17 protein-coding genes and 1 pseudogene are annotated in these 23,027 nt (G+C 43.3%); 7 read left to right on the forward strand and 11 right to left on the reverse strand.

The features are described from left to right. Window positions 1–4 precede the first annotated feature (4 nt). From L1N97_RS00175 to L1N97_RS00200, 7 genes and pseudogenes are all read right to left on the reverse strand, one after another. On the reverse strand, window positions 5–1,345 hold the full coding sequence (locus tag L1N97_RS00175) for an O-antigen ligase family protein (protein WP_236128456.1): 1,341 nt from the start codon (window positions 1,343–1,345) through the stop codon (window positions 5–7). Beyond that, window positions 1,338–2,588: a glycosyltransferase family 2 protein gene (locus L1N97_RS00180; RefSeq protein ID WP_236128457.1), complete on the reverse strand. Its 1,251-nt coding sequence runs from the start codon at window positions 2,586–2,588 to the stop codon at window positions 1,338–1,340. Before L1N97_RS00180 ends, L1N97_RS00175 begins: the two co-directional genes overlap by 8 nt. Then, a complete protein-coding gene (locus L1N97_RS00185; RefSeq protein ID WP_236128458.1) occupies window positions 2,585–3,679 on the reverse strand; it encodes a GNAT family N-acetyltransferase in 1,095 nt (364 codons plus the stop codon). Before L1N97_RS00185 ends, L1N97_RS00180 begins: the two co-directional genes overlap by 4 nt. After that, the gene (locus tag L1N97_RS00190; RefSeq protein WP_236128459.1) at window positions 3,672–4,796 is read right to left on the reverse strand and encodes a GNAT family N-acetyltransferase; all 1,125 of its coding nucleotides are present in this window, start codon (window positions 4,794–4,796) and stop codon (window positions 3,672–3,674) included. The genes L1N97_RS00185 and L1N97_RS00190 overlap by 8 nt, the downstream gene beginning before the upstream one ends. A gap of 3 nt (window positions 4,797–4,799) precedes the next feature. Then, window positions 4,800–5,141: pseudogene (locus tag L1N97_RS17055) on the reverse strand (carbamoyltransferase C-terminal domain-containing protein). 113 nt (window positions 5,142–5,254) lie between these two features. Next, a complete protein-coding gene (locus tag L1N97_RS00195; RefSeq protein WP_236128460.1) occupies window positions 5,255–5,443 on the reverse strand; it encodes a hypothetical protein in 189 nt (62 codons plus the stop codon). Between the two features lie 302 nt (window positions 5,444–5,745). Further along, window positions 5,746–6,726, reverse strand: coding sequence for a polysaccharide deacetylase family protein (locus L1N97_RS00200; protein ID WP_236128461.1), 981 nt, complete (start codon window positions 6,724–6,726; stop codon window positions 5,746–5,748). A gap of 200 nt (window positions 6,727–6,926) precedes the next feature. Between L1N97_RS00200 and prsT the strand changes: the two genes are divergently transcribed. Next, window positions 6,927–9,689, forward strand: a complete 2,763-nt coding sequence (gene prsT / locus L1N97_RS00205; RefSeq protein ID WP_268964480.1) for an XrtA/PEP-CTERM system TPR-repeat protein PrsT — start codon at window positions 6,927–6,929, stop codon at window positions 9,687–9,689. Between the two features lie 424 nt (window positions 9,690–10,113). Continuing rightward, a complete protein-coding gene (locus L1N97_RS00210) occupies window positions 10,114–11,046 on the forward strand; it encodes a hypothetical protein (protein ID WP_236128463.1) in 933 nt (310 codons plus the stop codon). 122 nt (window positions 11,047–11,168) lie between these two features. Here the strand turns inward: L1N97_RS00210 and L1N97_RS00215 are convergent, their stop codons facing one another. Next, entirely contained in the window at window positions 11,169–12,062 is an 894-nt protein-coding gene (locus L1N97_RS00215) for a ThiF family adenylyltransferase (RefSeq protein ID WP_236128464.1), read from the reverse strand. A gap of 32 nt (window positions 12,063–12,094) precedes the next feature. Continuing rightward, window positions 12,095–12,997 carry a PEP-CTERM/exosortase system-associated acyltransferase gene (locus L1N97_RS00220; protein WP_236128465.1) on the reverse strand — a complete coding sequence of 301 codons (903 nt, stop codon included), beginning with the start codon at window positions 12,995–12,997 and terminating at the stop codon, window positions 12,095–12,097. 166 nt (window positions 12,998–13,163) lie between these two features. Here L1N97_RS00220 and L1N97_RS00225 point away from each other — a divergent pair, with 166 nt between their 5' ends. The 3 genes from L1N97_RS00225 to prsR are packed head-to-tail and all read left to right on the forward strand — an operon-like array spanning window position 13,164 to window position 17,367. Continuing rightward, on the forward strand, window positions 13,164–13,922 hold the full coding sequence (locus tag L1N97_RS00225; protein ID WP_236128466.1) for a S1 family peptidase: 759 nt from the start codon (window positions 13,164–13,166) through the stop codon (window positions 13,920–13,922). Further along, entirely contained in the window at window positions 13,923–15,992 is a 2,070-nt protein-coding gene (gene prsK, locus L1N97_RS00230; protein ID WP_236128467.1) for an XrtA/PEP-CTERM system histidine kinase PrsK, read from the forward strand. A 10-nt stretch (window positions 15,993–16,002) separates the two neighbouring features. Next, entirely contained in the window at window positions 16,003–17,367 is a 1,365-nt protein-coding gene (gene prsR / locus L1N97_RS00235) for a PEP-CTERM-box response regulator transcription factor (protein WP_236128468.1), read from the forward strand. A 335-nt stretch (window positions 17,368–17,702) separates the two neighbouring features. Here prsR and L1N97_RS00240 read toward each other — a convergent pair whose 3' ends face one another. Continuing rightward, window positions 17,703–19,814, reverse strand: a complete 2,112-nt coding sequence (locus L1N97_RS00240) for a hypothetical protein (RefSeq protein WP_236128469.1) — start codon at window positions 19,812–19,814, stop codon at window positions 17,703–17,705. A 207-nt stretch (window positions 19,815–20,021) separates the two neighbouring features. Here L1N97_RS00240 and L1N97_RS00245 point away from each other — a divergent pair, with 207 nt between their 5' ends. Both L1N97_RS00245 and nagB read left to right on the forward strand, forming a co-directional pair. After that, window positions 20,022–20,768, forward strand: a complete 747-nt coding sequence (locus L1N97_RS00245) for a class I SAM-dependent DNA methyltransferase (protein ID WP_268964481.1) — start codon at window positions 20,022–20,024, stop codon at window positions 20,766–20,768. Window positions 20,769–20,855: 87 nt separating this feature from the next. Next, window positions 20,856–21,653 (forward strand): glucosamine-6-phosphate deaminase, encoded by a 798-nt coding sequence (gene nagB, locus L1N97_RS00250; protein ID WP_236128470.1) that lies wholly within the window; start codon window positions 20,856–20,858, stop codon window positions 21,651–21,653. 13 nt (window positions 21,654–21,666) lie between these two features. Here nagB and L1N97_RS00255 read toward each other — a convergent pair whose 3' ends face one another. Continuing rightward, complete coding sequence (locus tag L1N97_RS00255; RefSeq protein ID WP_236128471.1) at window positions 21,667–22,995, reverse strand: sugar MFS transporter; 1,329 nt, start codon at window positions 22,993–22,995, stop codon at window positions 21,667–21,669. Window positions 22,996–23,027: the final 32 nt, after the last annotated feature.

Here is a 23,027-nt window from a genome sequence, read left to right on the forward strand (position 1 = left end):
AAGATTAACTCCGTTTTCTTTTGATCTCATCATTGAGAATTTCAATTTTTTTGTGGCCGTTTTTGTATTGTAAATAGTAAATATTTGTAGCAATCATCAAGAACAGAATGCACCACCAAAGTGCGGGAGCTCTTATACGATTAATAAACGTCGCCGCTGCAAAATAACCTAAAAGTGCGGCCTCGAGGGACAATACATGAAAATATCTTTCTGTGAGCTGATGTTCTAACAAATACTTTTTAGTCAGACGTAACAACCGAAATAGCGAAACAAGAAGTAAACCAAAACAGACCAATCCAACCCAGCCAGCTTCAGCTAAAAGCTGAAACCAACTCGAATGTACTGCTTTTGCATCAAGGGTTACAAAATAGGATTCAGGTAAGTAGGATTGACTAACTGCTTCGAAGCCACTGATGCCCACTCCCAACGGATGATCTCGCATTACATCAAAAGTTGCCAGCCAAAAATCAATACGATGAGATCCACTAGTACCACCATCCTCGATAACTTTTAGTGTTGACATTCGAGCCCAAAAAGAAGCGTCCGTAAGAGAAAATGCTCCGACTAACCCGAATAATATTATAGCAACAGCCGTCCCTCGCTGGCCCTTTTTTTGCCACTTAGAAAAAATCATGTAGCTTAAGAATATGCTTGCCCCAACCACACAACCAATAAATGCACCACGACTATTAATTAAAATAAGACCATTTACGACAAATGCGGCACATACTACACTCAGCAATCTGACCTTCAGGCTCCCCAACCACACGTAATACAAAAGCATAACTACTGCCGGAACAAGAGCTGCAGCTGTTAGATTCGAATCACCACCTGTGTCAATCATCCCTATGCCTTCAACACGGCCAGCACTATTTCTCCCTACAAAGCCTGCATAGTAGCCTATATAAGCAGCGCCAATAATATAAGCCCAAATGACTGCATCAAAGATAGACTGCCTATCTATTATCTTATAAACAACAAACAATATGACAACCAACTTAAGAAACTCGAAGCAAAACTGATAATGTATAGAGGTAAGTACTGCAAAAAAACCTGTAAAATAGTAGATGAGAAGTAAGATGACAATCCATTTAAATACTGGTTGTTCACGCCACCGTGTTTTTTCCGACAACCTCGAATAATGGATTAAAAGTGAAAATATCATTACCATTACAGTAATAAAAGAATACCCAATACTCGGAATGCCAGCACCCCACCATCGTGATTCCGGGTTCATAAAATAAACCAATTTATAAAGAATTACAGCATACAAAGGGGAACTAAAAAAAGCTCCGATCAAGCAGCCAAAAAACATAAGTAGAAATAGCAGCGCAAACTTAGACATATGGCCACATCAGGCAAATGGTGAATAAAATAACGACAACGATTAAACCTGGCAAACCAGACTCAGTCGGTATAACTCGTACCTGGTTGGAAGGCCGCACACTGCTCCAGGTAACCTGAGTCTGTCCCTGCAAAGCTTTGACAACTCCACGCATCGCGAAATAGTTGACCATTAAAAGGTAATACGGCATGGCAAACCAAATCGCTAGCGACGGAGAGCTACGGCGAAAACCGCCGATAGTAGCAGCAATGAACACCAGCAAAGCACCCGCAATGACCAATTGAAACAAAATTTGTTGCTGCGCAGCTAAGAAGGCGCTGCCGACCAAGCCGATACAAGCAAAATAGGGTAATAACCAGCGTAATAACTTGTGAGAAATCACTTCAAAACTAAACCAACCGTTATAAAAGGGGTTCATGACCGCTTTCACTCGCATCAAACCGCGGACACTACGGTTGACGATGCGCTCTTTGCGCTTGGCCTCTTTGGTAAAGTCACCTGCGGTTTCTTCATAACAGCGTGCCGTCGGTGTGAAAATTCCGCGATAGCCTTGTGCGACGATCTGCAACGGATTTACAAAGTCGTTAATGTCTTTTTGTTGCAACGGTTGCCATAGACTACGTCGAATGGCATAAATCGCACCATCTCCACCGACCACCGAATGCAACCTCGATTCCCACAGTTTTAACTTTAACTCATAACGCCAGTACAAATCTTCGTTGGCAGCCGCAGCATTGTCTTTACCATCAGTATACAAGGCTGCGCCAACCACATAGCCAACTTCGGGCAACTGAAAAAATCTGACCAACTGCAAAATTGCATCAATTTGATACATGGCATTGGCATCGGAAAACACCACATAATCGGCATCTGTGTGCTCCAGTGCCATATTCAGGCCCATGGTTTTGCCAAGTCGCCCTTCTTGCCGCAATAAGCGCACACCGTGGTCGGCGAAGCTTTTAACAATGGTATCGGTATCATCGTCTGAGCCATCCGACAACACCAAAATGTCTAACAATTCCTTGGGGTAATCCAGTGCTAAAGCGTTTTCTAATTTTTCTGCGATGACGCCTGCTTCATTATAGCAAGACACTACCAGTGTGACTTTTTTTGTCCTGTCAAAGGCAGGCTCCGGTAACGCAGGTTTTAGCCGGCTTAACAGCCAGAGTAACAACGGATAGCCACAATAGACATAAAGCGGGATCAATAAGCAAATTACAGTCAATATCAGGATCAAGGTCATAATGTGATATACCTGCGTAAACGGCTACCCAGTGAAGTCATCCAGGGCTCTGGAAGCGTACGCCAAATCTGTTCTGCTAGGGTTCGAAGTTTGCCTGGCGCAGCGACACTAATTTGTTCTGTAACTTGCCCTGCTGAGTTAAAACGTTGCCATAACAGCAGCTCCGGCACAGCTCCCCATTGTTTTTTAAACTTATATGTACCTTCACCGTAGGTTGAACGGCCAAAATTAAACCGACGCACGCCATTCTGACACAACCAAGCTTGCACAGACCAGTACAACAACATATTCGGCGCCAATGAGTTAAATTCAGCAATGGTTGATGCCCAAGGGATTACCGCTTCTTCGTTGCATAATAAAACGATGGCAGCCCCCACCACTTGTTTATCCAAACAAACTAAAGCCAAAATGGCTTCATTGTTGGCTTGATAGTGTTGCAAAACAGCGGCAAACCAAGCTTTACTATGCGCAGGTGAACCCAAACGGTGCATATTCTGACTGTAAACCTTGTAGAAGTCTTCCAGCCCGCTAGCATCGGTAAGCACCTTGGCAGTGAGGCCATTTTTACTGGCCTTTTTGATTTGACTGCGGAGCTTAGCAGAAAAAGCTGTCAATAAAGCAGATTCGTTATCTGGCAAACACAGCTGCATATTCACTTTTTTTCCACTCAAAAAGCTTTCATTTCTCTCAGCTGCATTATTTTTTTGGTTTTCTTGCCTGTTTTGCTGTTGGACTTGTTGCTGTCGAACTTCGCCGCCTTTTGGTTTCTGTGTGCAAACATGCACTGCAAAGAAACCTACAAGCGCTTCAGCAATTTCTGCATTGATAGCAACAGGGCCACCCACATCACAATAAGGCAATGAAACAAAAGCACAACGTCCCAGAATATCACGAACACAACAATAAGGTAAAAAACCGCGAATTTCGTTTTGCTCACGCCAGACAAGCACGCCCGGAGAAAATCCGTAACTTTGCTGGACAGCATTACGCCAACTGCTGAGTAAATATGGACTTTGACCAGGCAGTTTGCGAACCAGCTCATCCAGTTCCTGTTGCAATGCAGGGTTTTCTTGTTGCAGCCATTCAATCATGGGGATAACCTTTTGATATTGCAGATCTCAGAAGACAATTTTTGACCCAACGTCCAGCCCGTTCCAGTTTTAATTTCAAACGCGGCCGTTGCATTGAGACTTGAACGAGCCGGCTATGCCAATTACCAAGCTGTGATTTATAGCGCTCGCTGCCCCCCATAAAATCATAAAAATCATAACCATGATCCAGATATTGTTGAATACAATAACTATGCCCCAGTAAACCTGGTTTTTCCTTGTTATCAGATATCTGCTCGATACCACTAAGATAAAAAAATACTTTATTGAGGTAAAAAAAATTATAAAAAGTAGCAATATGATGCTCACCAGCATAGAGCGCCACCAGATCCACTTGTTTATGCTCCCAACAAAGCCTTATCAAGCTTTGATGAAAACTCACAAATTGTGGATTGGCAAAACCACTCTGATGTAAAGCACTGCCCCATCGTCTCATGTGCAATTGCCCAATTCGCTGAAAAAATGACAGCGCTTCGGTTTGACTTGCGGGCCGACGTAAAGTTAATTCACCGAATTGCTGATACATTCGCTCAGAGCGGCGAATTTGATAACGAGTATTTTGAGTCAGTGACGCCAGATATGAGATATTTTCAAACCTTAAATGCTTCATATCAACTCCAAAGCATGGCGCGGACCAACGTTCATGCATATAAAGTCGCGAAGCAAGATTTAATTGTAATGCTTTATTCTCTTCAATGCCTCCGAGTACCAATTCATCCCAGTGGGGGTATTCCGAACACAAATATTGAATGAACTGCTGTTCGATTAGTAGGCTATCTTGTTGATCGGTTAAAAAACCATTGTATTCAATCCAGATCTGATCTTGATCCCAATGGCCAGTCTGATGAAGTAGAAGCGTTCTCGCGTGTAGCACTCCATGGCGTTTTTCAACTTTTTGAGAGATTAAACCCAACCCACAAAGACTTCCATTTTGGCGAACCGCTTTTACCACTATCACCGACGGTCTGAAGATTTCAAGCCAGGTACCTATCCAATTCCAGGACAAAAAGAAACTGGTCTGAGCTTTTCGCTCAAGCAATTGCCAATCTCGGGCTAAAGCCGTGATATCGGTCAATTCATAATGTGATAACTGAAGCATGCGTCAATTAGCTGATTGTGGATGCTTGACTGAATAAGGACCCAACACTAGATCGTCAAGATTGCTATTAAAGAAGGCACGAACTACGTCCGATGGGCTATTTACAATATGCTCTTCAACCATATTAAAGCTAGTATTAATCAAACTCGGAATCCCGCTTAATTTTTAAGATTGTTTTAGAATATCGTAATATCCCTGATTATTTTCGCATTTCATAAGTTTCGGTCTGGCCGAACCATCAACATGAAAAACCGCAAGACAAGTTTGCCGGATAAAATCAGTGCAGTCAAAAGTTACCGTTACAAGCTCTGCTGCATGTTCTGCACTCTTAATGTTTTGAAACACTGCTCACGCGCTTCATTTAAGTGACTAGAGCAAAAGACAGCTCGGCACGTTCAAGACGTTTATTGAGTCATTGATTAACTTCCGACTCACCGTCATAATATATGATTGAGCGATTACCTAAAGCCCGCGGCCCGCATTCCATTAAAACCTGCTACCGCCTTTACGTTATTAATTAATAAAGCAACTTCTTCAGCAAGATTTTCCGGGCGTTCAGCTTTAAGGCCTTCAGCATCTAAAGCATCAAGTGACTCAGCATCAGAATATTCTGGGCCAAAATAGGCTCTTTGAATAGTTGGTTGCACCTTAAGCCTTAGGTGCAAAACGCTCGATAAAGGCTTTTTCTTCTTGTAAGTTACTGTGAATAGCCTTGGCTTCACTATCATTCGTCATAAACGCATAAGCAACTTCATCAAATTACGTTATTCTAAGGCCGGTGAAATCCAGTTCTGCTTACAAGGCTAACCGAGGAAAAACCGAGGATAACCATCTAGTGGTTTCACTCTAAAAAGGCGATATTGGCCTACAGCCAATACAATTTCACAATCAATGACGATAGAGATAATTGCAAATTTATCTAAAGGTGAAATACCTAAAACCTTTATTCTTATTTCTCAATTAACTTTTTAAACTGGCATGGGCTGGTTGCAGTACCGGCTAGTTCCCCAAAGAAATAATCAAAATAACGCCGAAAGCTGTCTAAAAATTGCTGCAGTTCTCTTTCATTTTGCACATAGGGTGTATGGCCCACTTCAACATTTGGGCTATGAAAGCTCCATATGAATAAGCGTGTACCACGTGTCAATAGTTCTTGAGTAAGCTTTTTGTGCTCTGCTGGGGTGTACCCTTCGGGTGATAATACCAGACGATCAACGGCACCTAATTTAGATAAGATACCGGGACCTTTTATTTTTTTTAAACGCTGCGCATTTCTAAATAAAGGGTCAGCCAAGCCTCTAGCCCAGCCAGTGAGAGCAACAGTAACGGGCAATTCTAACAATTGGTTACCAAACCAAAACGGCTCAGAATTATAAGCACGGTAATCTGGGCCGCCATCAGCACGATGATCAAATACAGGGCATACAGAAACGTCTATCTCAAACCCTAACTGGGTAATGATCGCTTGTGTATTTGGCCCAAAGCCATAACGCCCTGCTTTATACACTGAGGGTTTAAATAAAAAAGTCTCTTCAATTTTAGCAACTAAAGCGACGAGTTTTGCATACTCTAACTCAGCCGACAGATTACCGGGGTACATATTGGCTATGGATAATTCTTCGGATAAAGGCGGGGTAACCCAAGGATGTAAATGCGCGCCAATTTCACAGCGGCCTGCTGCAAAAATATCTCTTAAAGATTTATTATTTTGTTTATCAGAAGCAATGGGGTAATCAACGACATAACAGGGTTTAATCCCATATTCGTCAAAAATGCTTTGAACCCTATCAAGCTGATTTAAGTGCGCTACTGACGTTTTTTTCCGATCCGGAAATTCATTCCAGTTAAACTCTTCTTCAGTATCAATAACCACCATAAGTTGTGGCGGCATACTGACAGGCAAATGAATAGATTGTTTGTTAGTAAACATCACCCGTCCTAGGCTTGCCGCTTTAAAAGCGTTCTATTTTCTGTTTTAAAGTTATCATGCTTGATTTTTGCTCTGTGGGCAATATGATGGGTAAAAAGAATCTCACCGAAGAACACACTGGTTCTATCTAAAAACCCCTCAACCTTTTATTAAAATAATAACTATTAATACGAGGTCTTTGAGCAAAGGAGAATGTTCACATGAAAAAAACGTGTTTATCTGCCGCAATATTACTGAGTTTAATGCTCACTGGCTGTGGAGGCAAAACACCCGATGAGCATTTTGCTGCTGCTACTGAGTTGGCATCACAGCAACGTTATAATGAAGCTATCATTTCGCTCAAGTCTGCGGTGGCAGGAGCACCGGAAAATGCCGATTACCGAGTTTTACTGGGCCGTATGTATATGCAGAGTGGTGATTTTTCTTCTGCAGAAAAAGAGTTCGGAAAAGCCATTGAAAACGGTTTATCTATTAATGACATGGGTTTAGATTTAATTCAATCGTTTTATCGAAGTGAAAACTACCAAGCTGTTTTAAATTACTTTACTGAAGAATCAGGGCTTAGTGACTCTTTACAGCGCTACCTTAGCTTCTATCAAGCATCAGCTAACATTGAGATGGGTACGCCAGAAAATGCACTTACAACCTTTGACCAATTAGTAAATGCAGAGGAAGCGGATCTACAAACCATGGCACAAGCCGTGTTGAGTATTCGTAATAATGAGCCCCAAGAAGCGCTCACTCTTTTAGAGAGCTTTAACGAAGAATCCCCAATTGCGTTAGAAATGTTACTAATGAAAGCGCAGTTAAAGTCTAACTTGCAACAGCGTGAAGCCGCTTTAGAAGATTTTTACGCCTATTTAAAACAAGTACCAAGCTCGCTGCGCACACGCCTTATTGTGGCGCAAGTACATTTATCGCTGCAACAAGCCGACAAAGCCAATGAACAATTAGCATTAATATTACGTTTTGCTCCAACGCATGGCCTAACTAACTATTTAAAAGCTATGATTGCCTATGAAAAAAAGGACTTTACCTTAGCGAAAGAACATATAGATACGGCCATTACTAGCCGCTTTAATACAGCATCAAGCAGAATCCTCGCTGGATTAGTCAATTATGAGCTAGGTTTAAATAGTCAAGCACTGGCTCATTTAACCAGTGTTCAAGACCAATTAAGCATTTTCCCTCCAGCGCAACGTTTATTTACCGCTTTACAATTGCAAGCTGGCGAGTTCACTCAAGCAGCAAAGTCACTTACCAGCCAAACACTCACCGAAGATGATCTTTCTCTTGCTGCATCCACTGCCTTTCAATTAATGAGATCAGGCGAAGCAACACTTGCCAACGACATCATCAGAAAAATTGAAGACGCTGGTTTAAATAAAAATAGCCAAGCTCTTACCCAACTGGGACAGCTTAAATTGGGCTTCCCAGATCAAACTGAATCAGCAATTAATGATTTAGAACAAGCCTTGATTTTAGACCCAAGCAGACATGACGCGCGTTTAATTTTAGCGGCAAGTTATATTCGTCAACAGCAGTTTGATAAAGCCTCAGCATTAGGTGACGAATGGTTATTGCAACCAGAAACCACTAATGCTGGTTATAATTTAAAAGCACTTGCTGCGATGATGACAGGTAAGCAGAATGAGGCAGAACAACTACTAATTAAAGCTGAAGCTGCTGATGTAGAAAACCCCTTTACCATTTATCTGCAAGCCGCTGTTGCGCAACAAAATGCTGATTCTGATAAAGCGTTAGAGTTGTTAAATAAAACAATCAAAATTAAAGCTGATTATGTGCCTGCATTAACAAGCATATACCGGATCAATAAAGGACTCTCGCAAGATGTCACGCCTTTTATTACAACATTACAAGAAACACAAAAAGCTTATCCTGAAAATCAAGAGTTATTACTACTCGTATTAAACATCTACCAGCAAGAAGGCCTCCATTCTGCTACGGTGCAGCTATTAGAAGACAAGGTAAGTAAATCGGAAAATTTAGGGCCATCCGCTTACTTGGCTTTAGCAAATGCATATGCCGCGCAGCAGCAGCTTCCGCAAGCTCTGGCTCTGACTGAACGTTGGTATAAACAAGACGAAAGAGATCAACAGGCTGCCTTAGCTTACGCTAATGTACTGTCGATATCTGGTAAATTTAAAGATGCACTACAAGTAACTGAAAAACAATTACAAAACTCACCAACAGATCAAAGATTATTGTTGGCAAAATTTGCATTACTCTCTGAACTTAATAACCCTAAAGAAGCACTTGAAACCTACACTAAACTCTCTCAAGAGGTTGCTAATCAACCAAGAGTGTTACTGCAAAAAGGTCGAGTGGAGCTAGCTGCAGGCCAAGCGAGGTTGGGTTTAGCCAGCTTACAAAAAGCCTATGATAAAGAGCCGAGCGTGTTAACTGCCCAAGCCATGGCAGAGACGATTGCTCAAACAGACTCGTTTGACAAAGCCGTTAAATTTTTGGAAAAACACTTTGCAGAGCACGGTAATGACAATCAGCAGCTTTACAGCTTTTATGGCAGCCTACTTACAGAAGTAGACTCGAATAAAGCGAGAGAGGTTTATGAGTCTATTGCTAAAGCACAACCCGAAGATCCAGCAGTTCTAAATAACTATGCTTGGGTTTTAGCAACATCCGGTTTTGCTGCTGAAGCTCAACCTTATGCTGAAAAAGCATTGGCCATTCTTCCTCAACATCCGGATATTATCGATACCTACGGTAAGATCATGCAGCTACAAGGAAAATATCAAGAGGCTGCTGACCTTTTTGAAAAATCGTTAGTCATTAGACCTGAACACGCTGAAGTACAGCTTAATTATGTTGAAGCACTAATAAAACTAAATCAGAAGGTAAAGGCGGCAGAAGTTCTTAATTCTGTGCAGCCGAAAACGCCGTCTCAAACGACTAGACATAATCAGTTAAAATCTTTAATTTAACTACACCTGTGGGTGACGACACTGTGTGTTACCCACTTTTCTTACCTTTAACAATCACGCTCTATAAACCATCATAAGCTTCTTGCCATATTTAGCTTTATAAGTGCATTCTTTGTCGGTTTCAGGCCTTCGCGTAATTCAAGATAACTAAAGTTATGAGTGAAACCTAACGTGATAACGAGGCGACGGATTATTGAAAATAGACAACGCTGCGTCTAAAAAAACGTTAATTAGTACACTTTAATGCGTAGCTGCGACTGACCTTAATAAGAAGAAAAATAACTTTAACGGTTTAAAGTGTCAGCTTTTTTTACACATAAAACAATTTTCAAAAAACAGGCATTGATTTATATAGATTTTTTTATTGGCACGCTGTATGCATCATTTACTGTAACTACATTTTACAACCCAAAGGACAGACAAAATGAAAAAGACAATTTTAGCAGTAGGCTTACTTGCCGCATCAATAGCGACTGCACAAGCCGCATCTATTATTACTTGGGATTTTAGTGGTACTGGTGGTTCAGCAGCACCAAATTCCAACAATGTTGATGGCCCAACTGTTAACGATACAATGAACTTCACTTATAACTCACAATCTTTAGTTTTTGACGCTGATGGAAGCGGCACTTTAAGCGATGGTGACACTATTCGCTCATTTGGTGGTTGGGGAGCTAATGGTTTTAACTCCGCAGCTACACCTTTGTCTTCTACTGGATCAACTGGATTTGGTATTATTGGTTCCAATTTTATTAATGGTTTTGCGCCTGATGGTTCTCCTGCTCCAATAAATTATAACAGCAGTTATGTATTTACTTTTCAGTTCAACAATCTGATGGGTACATATTCAAGCGCTGCTTCAAACTTTATTTACACTTCAGGTGAAATTAAGTTTGGACTTCTATCATACTCAGCGACTACCGGTTTTGCTCCAGGTACGTCTGCTAACAGAATTTTTCACCCTCTTTTTAACCTTGACCTAGTTTCAGGTGGCCCGGTTACTGCTTTTGGGCAAGTACAGCAGGTATTTAAAGGAACAATTGATCCTACTTCTATTAGCACTGCAGCTGGTGCCGGTTTCACCTTAACCAGCCCAGGTAATGGTACCAAAACACTTGGTCAGTGGGCAGCTTTAGATTCTCCAATCTTTTTTGAGCTATCACAAACAGTTAAAGGTGGCTTAAGAGATATACCATTCAATCCTCAAAACTTACAGTTTGATGCAAATGGTAATACATTACTTGCCGCTTCTCATGATGGTAGTGTTCGTTTTTCAGTACCACAACCTGCAAGTATCTCAATCTTGGCTTTAGGTTTATTAGGTTTACGTTTAGCTTCACGTAAAGCGAAAAAATAAATCTTAATTTGATACTAAAAAGCCACTTCATTTGAAGTGGCTTTTTTATTTTTACTCTCTAATTTTTACAGCATAAAGCAAGCGCGAGATAGGGCTATAATAGCCGAACAGTTGCTAAAACCTTAACTAGCTTGCTGTTTTAACAGTGCTTTAATTTTATTAAACATCCAGCGTTGTATCGGGTTTTTATTACCAAAAGGACGCCAGGTTTTAATTAGGCAGTTACGATAAGCATCAAAATGCAGGCCTCTTGGCGCTTGAATCAACCCACCACGTTTGAGTACTAATTTTAGTACGTTAGAACATAGCACGCCGGCTGCCAGTGATATACCAGGGCATACTGAAGGCACTTTTTCTGCCATGATGTTAACGCGTGTATTATCCATCAAATAATGTCGCTGCTGCATTGATGGTGATACACCGATAATAAACCTGATAATATTGTCTTCAAAAATCTGTTTTACTTCAGCTTCCGTGTTGGATGGTTTTGCATCAACAAAACAAAAATAATCTTCAAATGACATACTGGTTGCTGTAAAGATCAACATGGCGGTACCCATACCCATTGGCGCAGCGGTAATGGCAGGGATCCCGAGCTCTCGACATCTTTTGAATACGGCTCTTCTAATGTCTAAAGCAAAAATATCAAGGCTATCGATATAGACGTCGACACCCTGTAAAAACTCATCAAGGTTTTCTGTTGAAATGCCTTTGTGGAAGTTTTTAACCGATGCTTCCGGGTTTATTTTCATGATGGTGTCAGTAATAACTTTTGATTTATCTACACCCACCGTATCAATATTGGCACCGGCTTGCCGATTAAAGTTGGCATAATCGTAGGTGTCCATATCGGCGATATGAAAATTGGAAATACCAAGACGGGCACAGACTATCGAATGATCGCCACCAACACCACCCAGTCCCCCCACAGCAACCTTGGTTTCTTTCAGTTGTTGTTGTTCGGCTTCAGTTAACCAACCGATATTTCGAGAAAAGGCATTGTAATAATTAAACATAATTGCACTCTTTAAAATGTAATTGACCTGTTTTAAGGCGCAAATAACAGGGGAGAGGTTTCAAAATCTTGCTGTTGCGATACGTCACTATTGTCTGTCAAGTTGCCTGATAGCATTAAATCCTGCTCGATAATGCTTAATAGTTTTATATAGCCAGGGCTTAAACTTTCTTTTAGTTGTCTACCGTCAATATAAAATGGTGCTCTTGGCCCGTGAAAATCGATTAATTTTCCAATCTGCTGAAAAGAGATACCCACAAAACTTAAACTTCTGGCTAAACGTGGCTCCATCATAACAAAACCATGATAACGGTTAGCTTGAATAGCCATAGACGTTGCCGCCATATACAGACATATCGCTATGTAAGGAAAACAACGTAATTCACTTTCAGAAAATACCGATTCATTAATAGCACCTGTTGCAGCGCCTTTAAATTTATCAATGGTACGTTTTCTAAAGTTGGCAGGGACAGCCAGACGTGATATTTCGCAAATTGACTCTCTTGGAAAGTTCTTTGGTATTAAGTCGCTATTTTCAAAAGCGTGACTGCAATACTTCTCAATTGGCAAAAGATCGTCTTTATCTGAACATTTAATGACCCTGACTGTACCGGCAAGTTGCTCTGAACTAAGGTGGCGAATTAAACAGTGCACCGACCTTTCATCGAATTCATCGACTTCTTCGTAACTATCTTTAATATCTTCAAAACCCAATTCTTCACAATATACCTGATGTCGTAAACGATAAACGCCTCGCTTTAACTCTTCTGTTACAGCAATTTGAGGGCGAAGATACTGTGAAAAATGTTCAGCAATTAACTTAGCGTCATTACTGGCGATTTTAGACATCGCTTTCTTTACAACGCCGCCGATTATTGGATTGTCTGCTAAATCTCTAAGCCCTTTCATACATTCCTCTGTAGCTATTTTACTCACAGTCGAGCTTTAGTTAAGCTGAAGGCAACTCAACTAGTTTAACTTTTTCATTAAAACAGTTTTAAAGCTAATACCTAATCTTAAATAGCTTTTTTACGCGCATTTTTAAAACCTATGGTTTAAGATTAATACAATTCAAAGGAATAAGCTAAGGTAGGCAAATGATATGCGAGCTTTTTTTTCATTTTTACTAATATTAATTAGTGTTTCTCCATTAACAGCACATCAAAATGACCTGCAAGCGACATTAAGTAAAATTAAACCCTCAATTGTTGCTATTGGCATTTACAACCCCACTGCTGCGCCACGGACGAAACTCATAGGCACTGGCTTTGTCATACAACCGGGTAATCAAGTCGTTACGAATTATCATGTAATTGCTGGTCTATTGGATAGCCAAAAACAGGAGCACTATGTAGTGTTATCCGGTCAAGGAACAGAGGTTAAGCAGCATAAAGTACTCACTCAGAAAAAGTCGATAGCACATGATCTTGCTATCTTAACCATTGCAGATAGCCTGCCCTCATTAACGCTTGTGAAACAAAACACGTTGATTGCTGATGGCACTGACATTGCGTTTACGGGTTTTCCGATCACCCAAGTATTAGGATTATACCCCGCAACCCATCGCGGTATTGTTGCTGCGCATACGCCTATTGCCATCCCCGCCGATAACTCTGCGCAATTACATGCCGCGGCCATCCGGCGTTTAAACGAGCCGTTTCTGGTTTATCAGCTAGATGCAATGGCATATCCAGGCAATAGTGGCAGCCCATTATTTTTGCCGGAAAGCGGCGAAGTGATTGGTATTATTAACTCAGTGCATATTAAAAGTACTCGCGAAGCGGTGTTAAGTGATCCCAGTGCGATCTCTTATGCTATCCCGGTGCGTTACTTGAAGCTGTTACAGGTGGAAACCCCTTAAATGGCTTTTTGGGAAAGCTTCTCACCGGAACGTATTGGTTTTGCGATAGCCGCCCTCGCCTATTTGGCCTTATCATTACTGGTTTTAACCACGCGCAGCCGTAATGTGCCGAAAAGTTTGTTATTGGCGTTTATTTTAAGTAGTTTTGTCTGGGCGCTGTTTTATGCCATCCAAGATACTTTACCTTACAACAGCGCGGTATCTCATACCCTAGAAGTGTTGCGGCAATTGTTGTTATTGCTGTTTTTACTCGCTGCACTGCGCCCGCATAAAACTATTAAAGATTTTATTTTTAAAAATTACAGCTTACTCATTATTGGCGTTTTGTTCGGCTGGCTCGCCGCATGTTTATGGCTGCAATTGTCTGCCAGTTTGCTTTACACCGGCTATCTTGGCTTATGTGTTCTGGCCTTAGCCTTACTGGAAGCTCTTTACCGGCGCTCTGGTAGCTCTGAGCGCTGGCAATTCAAACCATTATTAATTGCCCTTGCCACAGGCATTGTTTTTGACTTTGTCTTGTTAGCTGAGTCGGCGCTATTCGCTCGCATTGATACCCAGCTTTGGCAAGCGCGGGGCTTTGTGTTTGCCTTGCTAGTGCCGGTACTCACCATCTCTATTCGGCGCATTGAAGCTTGGGGCATCAATGTGTATATCTCACGTGATATTGTGCTGCAAAGTAGCTTGGTGCTAGCGGCGGGTTTGTACCTGTGTTTGCTGGCCATCACTGGTTTTTATTTACGTTACTTTGGTGGTTCATGGTCTGAGCTACTGCAAACCAGTTTTATTGTGCTGGGTTTTGCGCTGTTGTTGTTATTGGTGTTATCGGGCACCTTGCGCCGGCGCATTAAAGTGTTTATTGAGAAACATTTTTTTGCCAACCGCTTTGATTACCGTGAGCAGTGGTTAACGCTGACCAGTGGTTTAAAACAAATTGATATTAGCCACCATGATCGCCATCAGAAATTACTGCGCGTTTGGCTAGCAAGCATTAATTATACGCAAGGCGCCATAGTGCAGTATCGCGCACAAGGCGAATTAAAAACCTTGGCGTTGCAACAGCGTAATGCGCTTACCGACGCAGAGCAAACGCTTCTACAACGCTATTTTACGCTGTATGCCAATCAGAATTGGCAAGTCGATTTGCGAGAGCCACAAGGCAAACTGACTGAGGGTTTAGCGCCTGAGAGTTTACAGCTGCAACTGATATTGCCGATCCGCACCAAAGATGGTCTGTGGGGGGTGTGTATTATGCAAACTGACAGCGACACTAAGCTACGTCTTAACTGGGAATTACGTGATTATTTGTCATTGGTGTCAGAACAAGTTACTGCCTTACTGTTATTGATGCAGCACAGTGACAAACTCAGTGAAAATGCGCAGTTTATTGCTTTTAGTCGGATGTCGGCTTTTGTTGTACATGACTTAAAGAACGTTAAAGCGCAATTAGACTTGCTGCTACGAAATGCCCAAAAACATAAGCATAACCCCGAGTTTATCGATGATAGCTTTATTACGTTGGAAGCCATGCAGCAGCGCTTAGATCATATGCTGTTACAGCTCACCAATAAGCACAGTAAAGAGCAACCTCAGCGCAGTTTTTCTGTGGGGAAAGTATTAACCCAAGTGATTAACGAACGCTGTTCGGGCAAGTTACCCGTACCGCAAGTAGACATTATCAACGACAGCGAGCTAAAATTAGACCAAGACCGTTTTGCTAATGTGATGTTTCACCTACTCGACAACGCCCAGCATGCCACACCGTCAAATGGCATGATCAAGCTGGTACTCAACCGTCAAGCTAACCATCTACACATCACCCTTGAAGATAGCGGTAGCGGCATGAGTGCCGACTTTATTGAGAAGCGTTTATTCAAACCCTTTGATACCACCAAAGGCAATGCGGGAATGGGGATTGGCGTTTATGATGCACAGGTATTTATTGAACAAGCCGGCGGCACAATTCAGGTGACAAGCACCCTCGGCAAAGGAACTACCTTTAGCATTCAACTTCCGTTACACTCGGAGCCATTATTAGAACCAACACGCGCATTGTTGGCACAAGGACTGTAAAGGGATTGGCATGGCATTAAATACGGTATTAGTTATTGAAGATGATCTTGGCATCCAAAAACAATTAAAGTGGAGCCTAAGTGATTACGAATTAGTGTTTGCGTCGGATAGGCCACAAGCGATGACGCAACTACGTCGCTATGAACCGGCAGTAGTTACGCTTGACTTAGGCTTACCGCCCGATCCCGCCAATGCCACGGAAGGATTAGCTTGTTTAACTGAAATACTGACCGCGCTACCCGATACTAAGGTGATCGTGTTGACCGGTAGTACCGATAATAACCATGCACTGCAAGCTATTGCATTGGGTGCCTACGATTATTACCAAAAGCCAATTGATGCCGATGTGCTGAACATCATTTTACAACGCGCCTTCAAACTGACTGAGCTGGAAAACGAAAATAAAGCCCTAAAAGCCAGTAGCCAACAGCAAGCCGATATTCTGGGTAACAGTGAGGCCATGCAAAAAGCTTGTCGTACAGTCGAAAAAATTGCCCCCACCGAAATTACTACTTTACTGCAAGGCGAAAGCGGCACCGGTAAAGAAGTATTTGCTCGCGCCATTCATAAACAAAGCCCTCGCGTTGATAAACCTTTTATTGCCATTAACTGCGCTTCTATTCCTGAAAATTTGCTTGAGAGCGAGTTGTTTGGTTATGAAAAAGGCGCATTTACCGGCGCAGTAAAAACCACGGTTGGTAAAATAGAATGTGCCAACGGCGGTACCTTATTGCTCGACGAGATTGGTGATATGCCTTTGAGCTTGCAAGCAAAAATGCTGCGTTTTTTGCAAGAGCGGGTAATTGAACGTGTTGGTGGCCGCAGTGAAATTGAAGTGGATGTACGGGTTATTTGCGCTACGCACCGTGACTTACAAGAAATGGTAGCCAACCAAACCTTCCGGGAAGATTTGTATTATCGCGTTAGTGAAATTGTGTTGCGTATTCCCCCGCTACGCCAGCGCGGCCATGACATTATGATCATTGCGAACGCCTTGTTAGCGCGTTTTAATGAAGAATACAACTCGCAGGTGCAAGGCTTTACCGATTGCGCCACGAAAGCCATGCTCGCGCACAGTTGGCCTGGTAATATTCGTGAATTACAGAACAAAGTGAAGTCTGCGGTGATCATGGCAGATTCTAAACTGATTAATGCCGATGATTTAGGCTTAGTAGCCCCAGGAAACCACGGTAATATGCAAACGCTTCGACAAATTCGCGAGCAAGCAGAATCAGATGGCATCCGCCAAGCCTACTTATTAGCCGATAGCAATTTAACTAAAACAGCAGATATCTTAGGCATTACTCGGCCAACGCTGTATTCATTAATTGAAAAGTATAAATTGTATGACTTACGCAACAGCGAGCCTGAGTAACAGTCATCGATCGTATTATCAAAAACCGCATGCAAAGTGCGCAGCTTTAGTTTGCTAAATTATAACGACCTTAGCTAAAGCTATGACTTTACTGCAATGACAATGCAATATTTGCACAGCGTCTCCCTTTAATCAGCCCTAAGCTCATTACTGCACATTATCTGTGAAATTTCCTATTACCACAGTGTTGCTGTTGATATTTATCTTAGACTTGCTTAGAGGCAGCCATAACTTCTACCGTGCATAACCTCTAAAATTTGTTTTAAAAATAAACCGGTTATCGTTACTGATTAGCATGAAAGCCACATTGGGCTTTCATGCTAAAACGTGGCGTACTAGCTAAAGAAGTGCCACCAACCTAACCAAGCTGCTCCGGCTAAGCACAGCAACAGTATCGGTAAACGCCATGGGCTGCGTTTTTCTGCATAGGGATCATTCAAGCTGCGTTTCGCGCCAGCGGGGAGTTTCGCGACACCCGTTAAGGCTGCACCAAAGGGTACATTGATTTTCGCGCGAGTGTTCACCGCCCAGCCGTTAGCATCGAGTAGTGGCCCCACATTACGCCGACGCAATGTTAGATAGGCCAAAATCATCGATGGTGTTGAAATCAGCAACATCACAGCCGCCAGCACTATCGGCACTTGCCACCATACTAACGAGAACAAACCGGCAACCACCGCAGCTAAAGCGGTACCTAAAGCGCCTAAGGCTAAACCGATAGCGGCAAAGATACCGGCAAACTTCGCAATATCAAAGCTACTGGCCACCGCAGTAGGTGAAGCAGCGCCGCTATTGGTTTTGCTTTCGATATCTTTATCCCGCGAGGCGGCAAACTTTTGCACTTGCGATTCAATAAAGGCCGCCATACGACGATACGGTGACCAAAACGCTTGCGGAATACTGACCGGTTGCGCCACCACCTTGGTGACACTGGCACGCCAATCTCGGCCTTGGCGATCATAGAAAATACCGTTACGACCTGGCACCATGAGTTCATCAACGTCACCGTTAGTCAGTGCCGCAACAATATTGATGGGTTTTTCACCTTGGCGCACACAGGTGCAGTACACCAAATAACAGCCGCTAAAAGGTGCCATAGAGGCGTGTCGCGCTGGATCGGCTACCCGCATCACTAATTCACAGCTACGTTGATCCAAGTAAAGCGTACCCGCTTGGAAGATCGCTTTTGAATCGCCGTGATAAAAATCGCTAAAAGTCACGAAGTTGCGCAGTAAGGTCACGAGGTTTTGTTGATAACGCGTTAGCTTTTCCAGCGCTAATAAGTTATCGGCAAAGGTACTCGCGGCTAAATCATCGGCGATGAGTTGTTCTAATTGCGCTTTAAAATCACTGGCTAGCAGTTCATTAATGCGATCTAAACCTAAGTCATGCACCGCAGTAGCCGGGCGCGCGGCTTGCCAATTACGCCAAGCCGCCAGTTGAGCGGATACCTTGCGCCAATCGGCGTGGTTTAATTCAGCGTAATCGTCACCTAACAAAGGCTGTAATACGCTGCTGGTTAGCGCAGCAATTTGTGTTTGCCATGCTGGGTTAATGCCATCTACTAATGGTAAAGCCCGATCCGCAGCAATTTCAGATAAGGGTAATGAGGCAATATCACTGTCTTGCTCGGCAATAACCCGATTGGCTAGGCCGTCGTACATAGACGTTAACGGGTTTAAATTATCACTGGCACGGCCATCAAAGGCGGCAAGTTGGCAACGCACAAAGTAGTCGTCAATTTTCGCTTGCACTTGCTCAAATACCGCTACGGCCGCCGCGGTGTTTTCTGCTAGCGGGCACAGTAAACCTTGTTCATTAGTATAGGCCGCATGCCAGTCTTGCACGGCTTGTAGCTGTGCCCAAAAGCTGGTGACGGTATCCTGTGTGACGCCCATGCCACCACTGCGATCGGCCACGCCACCTTGTGTACTGATGATCTCAGCAATACATTGCTGTAGTGCTGCATCAGGCGTTAACTCTGGCATGATCACGCCATCACCATTGCAGTGATTAGGTGAAAACAATTGGCTGGTGTTGGTTAAGTCCGTAACTTGAATCGGCTGTTCGGCCGGGATCTGCAAATAGGCCATGACTTTTTCGGCAGCATGATAAATGCCCTCGCCTTCAGCATCCGCTTTAGAAATACTGGCGAGCGGTAATCCTGGCTGAGCAAACATTAAGCTGGCATCGGTTAACCGCTGACAACTCCAGCTTACTGCGCTAAGAATTTCAGGCACGCGGATCTGGCCATCGCCATCATTGTCCATCAGTGCCAAGGTGCGTTCATCAAACTCTAAGCCCGTAGTCGGGCAATTCAGTACGGTCCAAAGTTTTGGATTAAGTTCGCCTAAGTGGAGTAAATCGGCGGCGGTTTCAATGGAGACTTGGTCAAAGCCGCCTGAGCGGAAAAAACGCCATTGATGTGAAGTGGTGTTGTTAGTCAAAATACCTTTCCTTGTATAGATAATATGCATAAAAAAGCATAAGTGACTCTGCTTGTTTTTGCTAATAAAAAAACAGCCTTGCTCTAATAAAGTATTTCAGCATTTATATCATAAGCATTTTTGTGCAGTATTTAAGCACATCATCACTTTGCCAAACAGCAAAACTACTATATTATGCGCCACCTTTTCTTGCCGAGGCGGCGATTAATGATTTCGTCCAATGTGCTCTACACAGATTTATCGGCTTATTACGATGTGCTTTGTGCCGATATTAATTATCAACAGCAAAGCCAAGCTATCGCTCGCATCGCCGGGTTATTTGGTAATGGTGGTAAACAGCATGTGGATTTGGCCTGTGGCACCGCGCCGCACATTTGGCATTTACTGCAACAGGGTTATCAGTGTACCGGGTTAGATTTGAATCAGCCGATGCTCGATCTGGCTGCCATTCGTTGCCCGGAAGCGCAGTTTATGCAACAAGATCTGTGTCACTTTCAGCTGGCCGAGCCAGTCGATTTGATCACTTGTTTACTTTACTCCATTCATTACAGCGCCAGCCTAGCCGGTTTACAAAGCTGCTTACGTCACGTAAGCCAAGCATTACGCCCTGGCGGTGTGTTTTGTTTTAATGCGGTTGATAAAGATCGCATAAGCAATCAATTATCCGCTTCACATAGCAGTGAGTATCAGCAAAGTCGTTTTACCTTTGCCTCGTCGTGGTATTACTCTGGGCAAGGTGAGCAACAAGCGCTTAATTTACAGATCAGCCGAGAAACCGCAGGGCACACCGAGCAATGGCAAGACAGCCATACCATGGTGGCCGTGAGTTTTACTGAATTACTGGCGCTGCTTGCACCTTATTTTGAAGTGCATGTGTTAGAGCATGATTATCAACGTATCCAACCCTGGGACACGCAAAGCGGTAATGCGCTGTTTGTGTGTGTGAAGCGCTAAAACGGTCGAAACGGTCTTACAAACGTCAACAAGCCCTAGTCAAAACCTGCTACATTAATCACCTTAATGTTTTTTAGGAATACCGCCATGCACGTGGTGATTTTAGCGGATGGCGCCGCCGTAGCTGACTATGGCGCCAAGGTGTTTAAACAGCAGATAACCAAAAAACCTAACTCAGTGTTAGGTTTAGCCACCGGCTCGACACCGTTGGCATTATATCAACGCCTCATTGCGGCTTATCAGGCTGCAGAATTATCCTTTGCTCAGGTTAAAACCTTCAACCTAGATGAATACCTCGGTTTAGCGCCCGAACACCCGCAAAGTTATCGTGCTTTTATGCAGCAACAGTTGTTTGCGCATATCGATATAAACCCTGAACATACGCATGTGCCGCTGGGCGCAGCGGCGGATCCTTGGCAAGCCTGCATGGATTATGAGCAGCTTATTCTGTCTGCAGGCGGTATTGATTTGCAGTTATTAGGGTTAGGCCGTAATGGTCATATTGGCTTTAATGAACCGACGTCCTCATTACAGTCGCGCACTCGAATTAAAACGTTAACCGCACAAACCATTGCCGACAATGCGCGTTTTTTTAAAGCAGGCGAGTATCAACCGCATTTGTCAATCACGATGGGTATTGGCACGATTTTAGAAGCAAAGAAGATTATGCTACTTGCCACTGGCAGTGCGAAAGCGCCAGCCGTGCAGGCTTTAGTTGAGGGGCCGCTGAGTGCAGTTTGCCCCGCTTCCGCCTTACAACTCCACCCACAAGCCATTATTGTGGTTGATGAAGCAGCGGCCTCAGCGCTACAGCACCAAGCATTTTATCGGCATATTGCCAAAGAAACCGCGGCGTTATATCAGCGATTTCAGCGACAGCATTAGTTGCCAGCATCCGTTAACGGGCGGCCCACTGTCGCCACTTATGGCCTTTAAAGGCATAAAATAAGATAAACACATAACAAGGCAGTAATAACCAATACGCTTGTTGGTTACTGCCACTTTGCTCCGCCAAGTAACCATAAGTTAACGGCAACACCGCCCCACCCGCGATGCCCATAATCAATAGCGCTGAGCCTGTCGCCGTTAATTTACCTAAACCTTCTAAAGCCAGAGGCCACACGGCTGGCCAGACTAACGCATTGGCTAAACCTAACAAGGCTAAAAACATTACTGAGTCAGGCACGGTGGCAAAACCTAACCAGCCAATCAGCACGCTCGATAACCACTGGCTATCAGTTGAAGCAAAGATCACCCCCAAACTAAAGCCAATTCCGCTTAATGCTGAGATTTGTAAAGCGCGAGCTTGGCTTAACCAGCGTGGGATCAATACCACGCCTAGCACATAGCCCAGCACCATAAAACTCATGGTATAAGACGTTAACACACCGAAATGCCCAACCGCTAAATGCTTACCATAAAGTGCAATGGTATCACCGGCAATCACCTCTACCCCGACATAACAAAACAATGCCAGCACCCCAAATACCAACTGTGGCTTAGCCAATACTGCACGTAAATGATTGCTGTCGCGCTGAGTCGCGGTCTCGCTGGCGGGTAATTCAGGTAAGGGGGCAAAACCGATAAAGAACGCTAATAGCAGTAATGCGCCCGTCATATAAAGATAAGGCAGCACTAAGCGCTCTGATAACGTAGCCAATTGCACTTGCTGTTCTACCTCAGACAATTTAGCCAAGGCTTCGGCAGAGAATTGATCGATATTACTCAGCACCATAGAGGCAAACACAAACGGCACAATAATACCGGCGGCCTTGTTAACAATACCCATAATACTGATGCGCATAGCGGCACTTTCACGTGGGCCAATACAAACGATATAAGGGTTTGTTGCCGTTTGTAAAATGGTTAAGCCGGTACCCAGGGTAAATAACGCGAATAAAAATAACGGATACCAGGCGCTTTGTGCCGCAGGAATAAATAATAAAGCGCCAACGGCCATAATCAGTAAGCCCGCCAACATACTCTTTTTATAACCCAATAGATTTAATAAAAATGACATGGGTAAGGCCATTACCGTGTAGGCAATATAAAAGGCGGTGGTAACAAAAAAGGCTTGAAACTCGTTTAGCTGACAAACAATTTGTAAAAAGGGGATCAGCGCACCATTAAGCCAGGTGACAAAACCAAACACAAAGAACAAGATGCCGATAATCAACATTGGGCCTAGCGTTGAAACGGTCGAGGGTGCGCGCAAAGACTTATCCATCATATTTCCTGCCAGCTGTATAAAGGTTAGTT

The sequence above is a fragment of the Rheinheimera sp. UJ63 genome (assembly GCF_021568285.1).
GTDB lineage: Bacteria > Pseudomonadota > Gammaproteobacteria > Enterobacterales > Alteromonadaceae > Alishewanella > Alishewanella maricola.

What these genes read in the sequence shown, in the direction of transcription:
- L1N97_RS00175 (WP_236128456.1), bottom strand. Translation starts at nt 1,345, where the DNA reads ATGTCTAAGTTTGCGCTGCTATTTCTACTTATGTTTTTTGGCTGCTTG.
- L1N97_RS00180 (WP_236128457.1), bottom strand. Translation starts at nt 2,588, where the DNA reads ATGACCTTGATCCTGATATTGACTGTAATTTGCTTATTGATCCCGCTT.
- L1N97_RS00185 (WP_236128458.1), bottom strand. Translation starts at nt 3,679, where the DNA reads ATGATTGAATGGCTGCAACAAGAAAACCCTGCATTGCAACAGGAACTG.
- L1N97_RS00190 (WP_236128459.1), bottom strand. Translation starts at nt 4,796, where the DNA reads ATGCTTCAGTTATCACATTATGAATTGACCGATATCACGGCTTTAGCC.
- L1N97_RS00200 (WP_236128461.1), bottom strand. Translation starts at nt 6,726, where the DNA reads ATGTTTACTAACAAACAATCTATTCATTTGCCTGTCAGTATGCCGCCA.
- prsT (WP_268964480.1), top strand. Translation starts at nt 6,927, where the DNA reads ATGAAAAAAACGTGTTTATCTGCCGCAATATTACTGAGTTTAATGCTC.
- L1N97_RS00210 (WP_236128463.1), top strand. Translation starts at nt 10,114, where the DNA reads ATGAAAAAGACAATTTTAGCAGTAGGCTTACTTGCCGCATCAATAGCG.
- L1N97_RS00215 (WP_236128464.1), bottom strand. Translation starts at nt 12,062, where the DNA reads ATGTTTAATTATTACAATGCCTTTTCTCGAAATATCGGTTGGTTAACT.
- L1N97_RS00225 (WP_236128466.1), top strand. Translation starts at nt 13,164, where the DNA reads ATGCGAGCTTTTTTTTCATTTTTACTAATATTAATTAGTGTTTCTCCA.
- prsK (WP_236128467.1), top strand. Translation starts at nt 13,923, where the DNA reads ATGGCTTTTTGGGAAAGCTTCTCACCGGAACGTATTGGTTTTGCGATA.
- prsR (WP_236128468.1), top strand. Translation starts at nt 16,003, where the DNA reads ATGGCATTAAATACGGTATTAGTTATTGAAGATGATCTTGGCATCCAA.
- L1N97_RS00245 (WP_268964481.1), top strand. Translation starts at nt 20,022, where the DNA reads ATGATTTCGTCCAATGTGCTCTACACAGATTTATCGGCTTATTACGAT.
- nagB (WP_236128470.1), top strand. Translation starts at nt 20,856, where the DNA reads ATGCACGTGGTGATTTTAGCGGATGGCGCCGCCGTAGCTGACTATGGC.
- L1N97_RS00255 (WP_236128471.1), bottom strand. Translation starts at nt 22,995, where the DNA reads ATGGATAAGTCTTTGCGCGCACCCTCGACCGTTTCAACGCTAGGCCCA.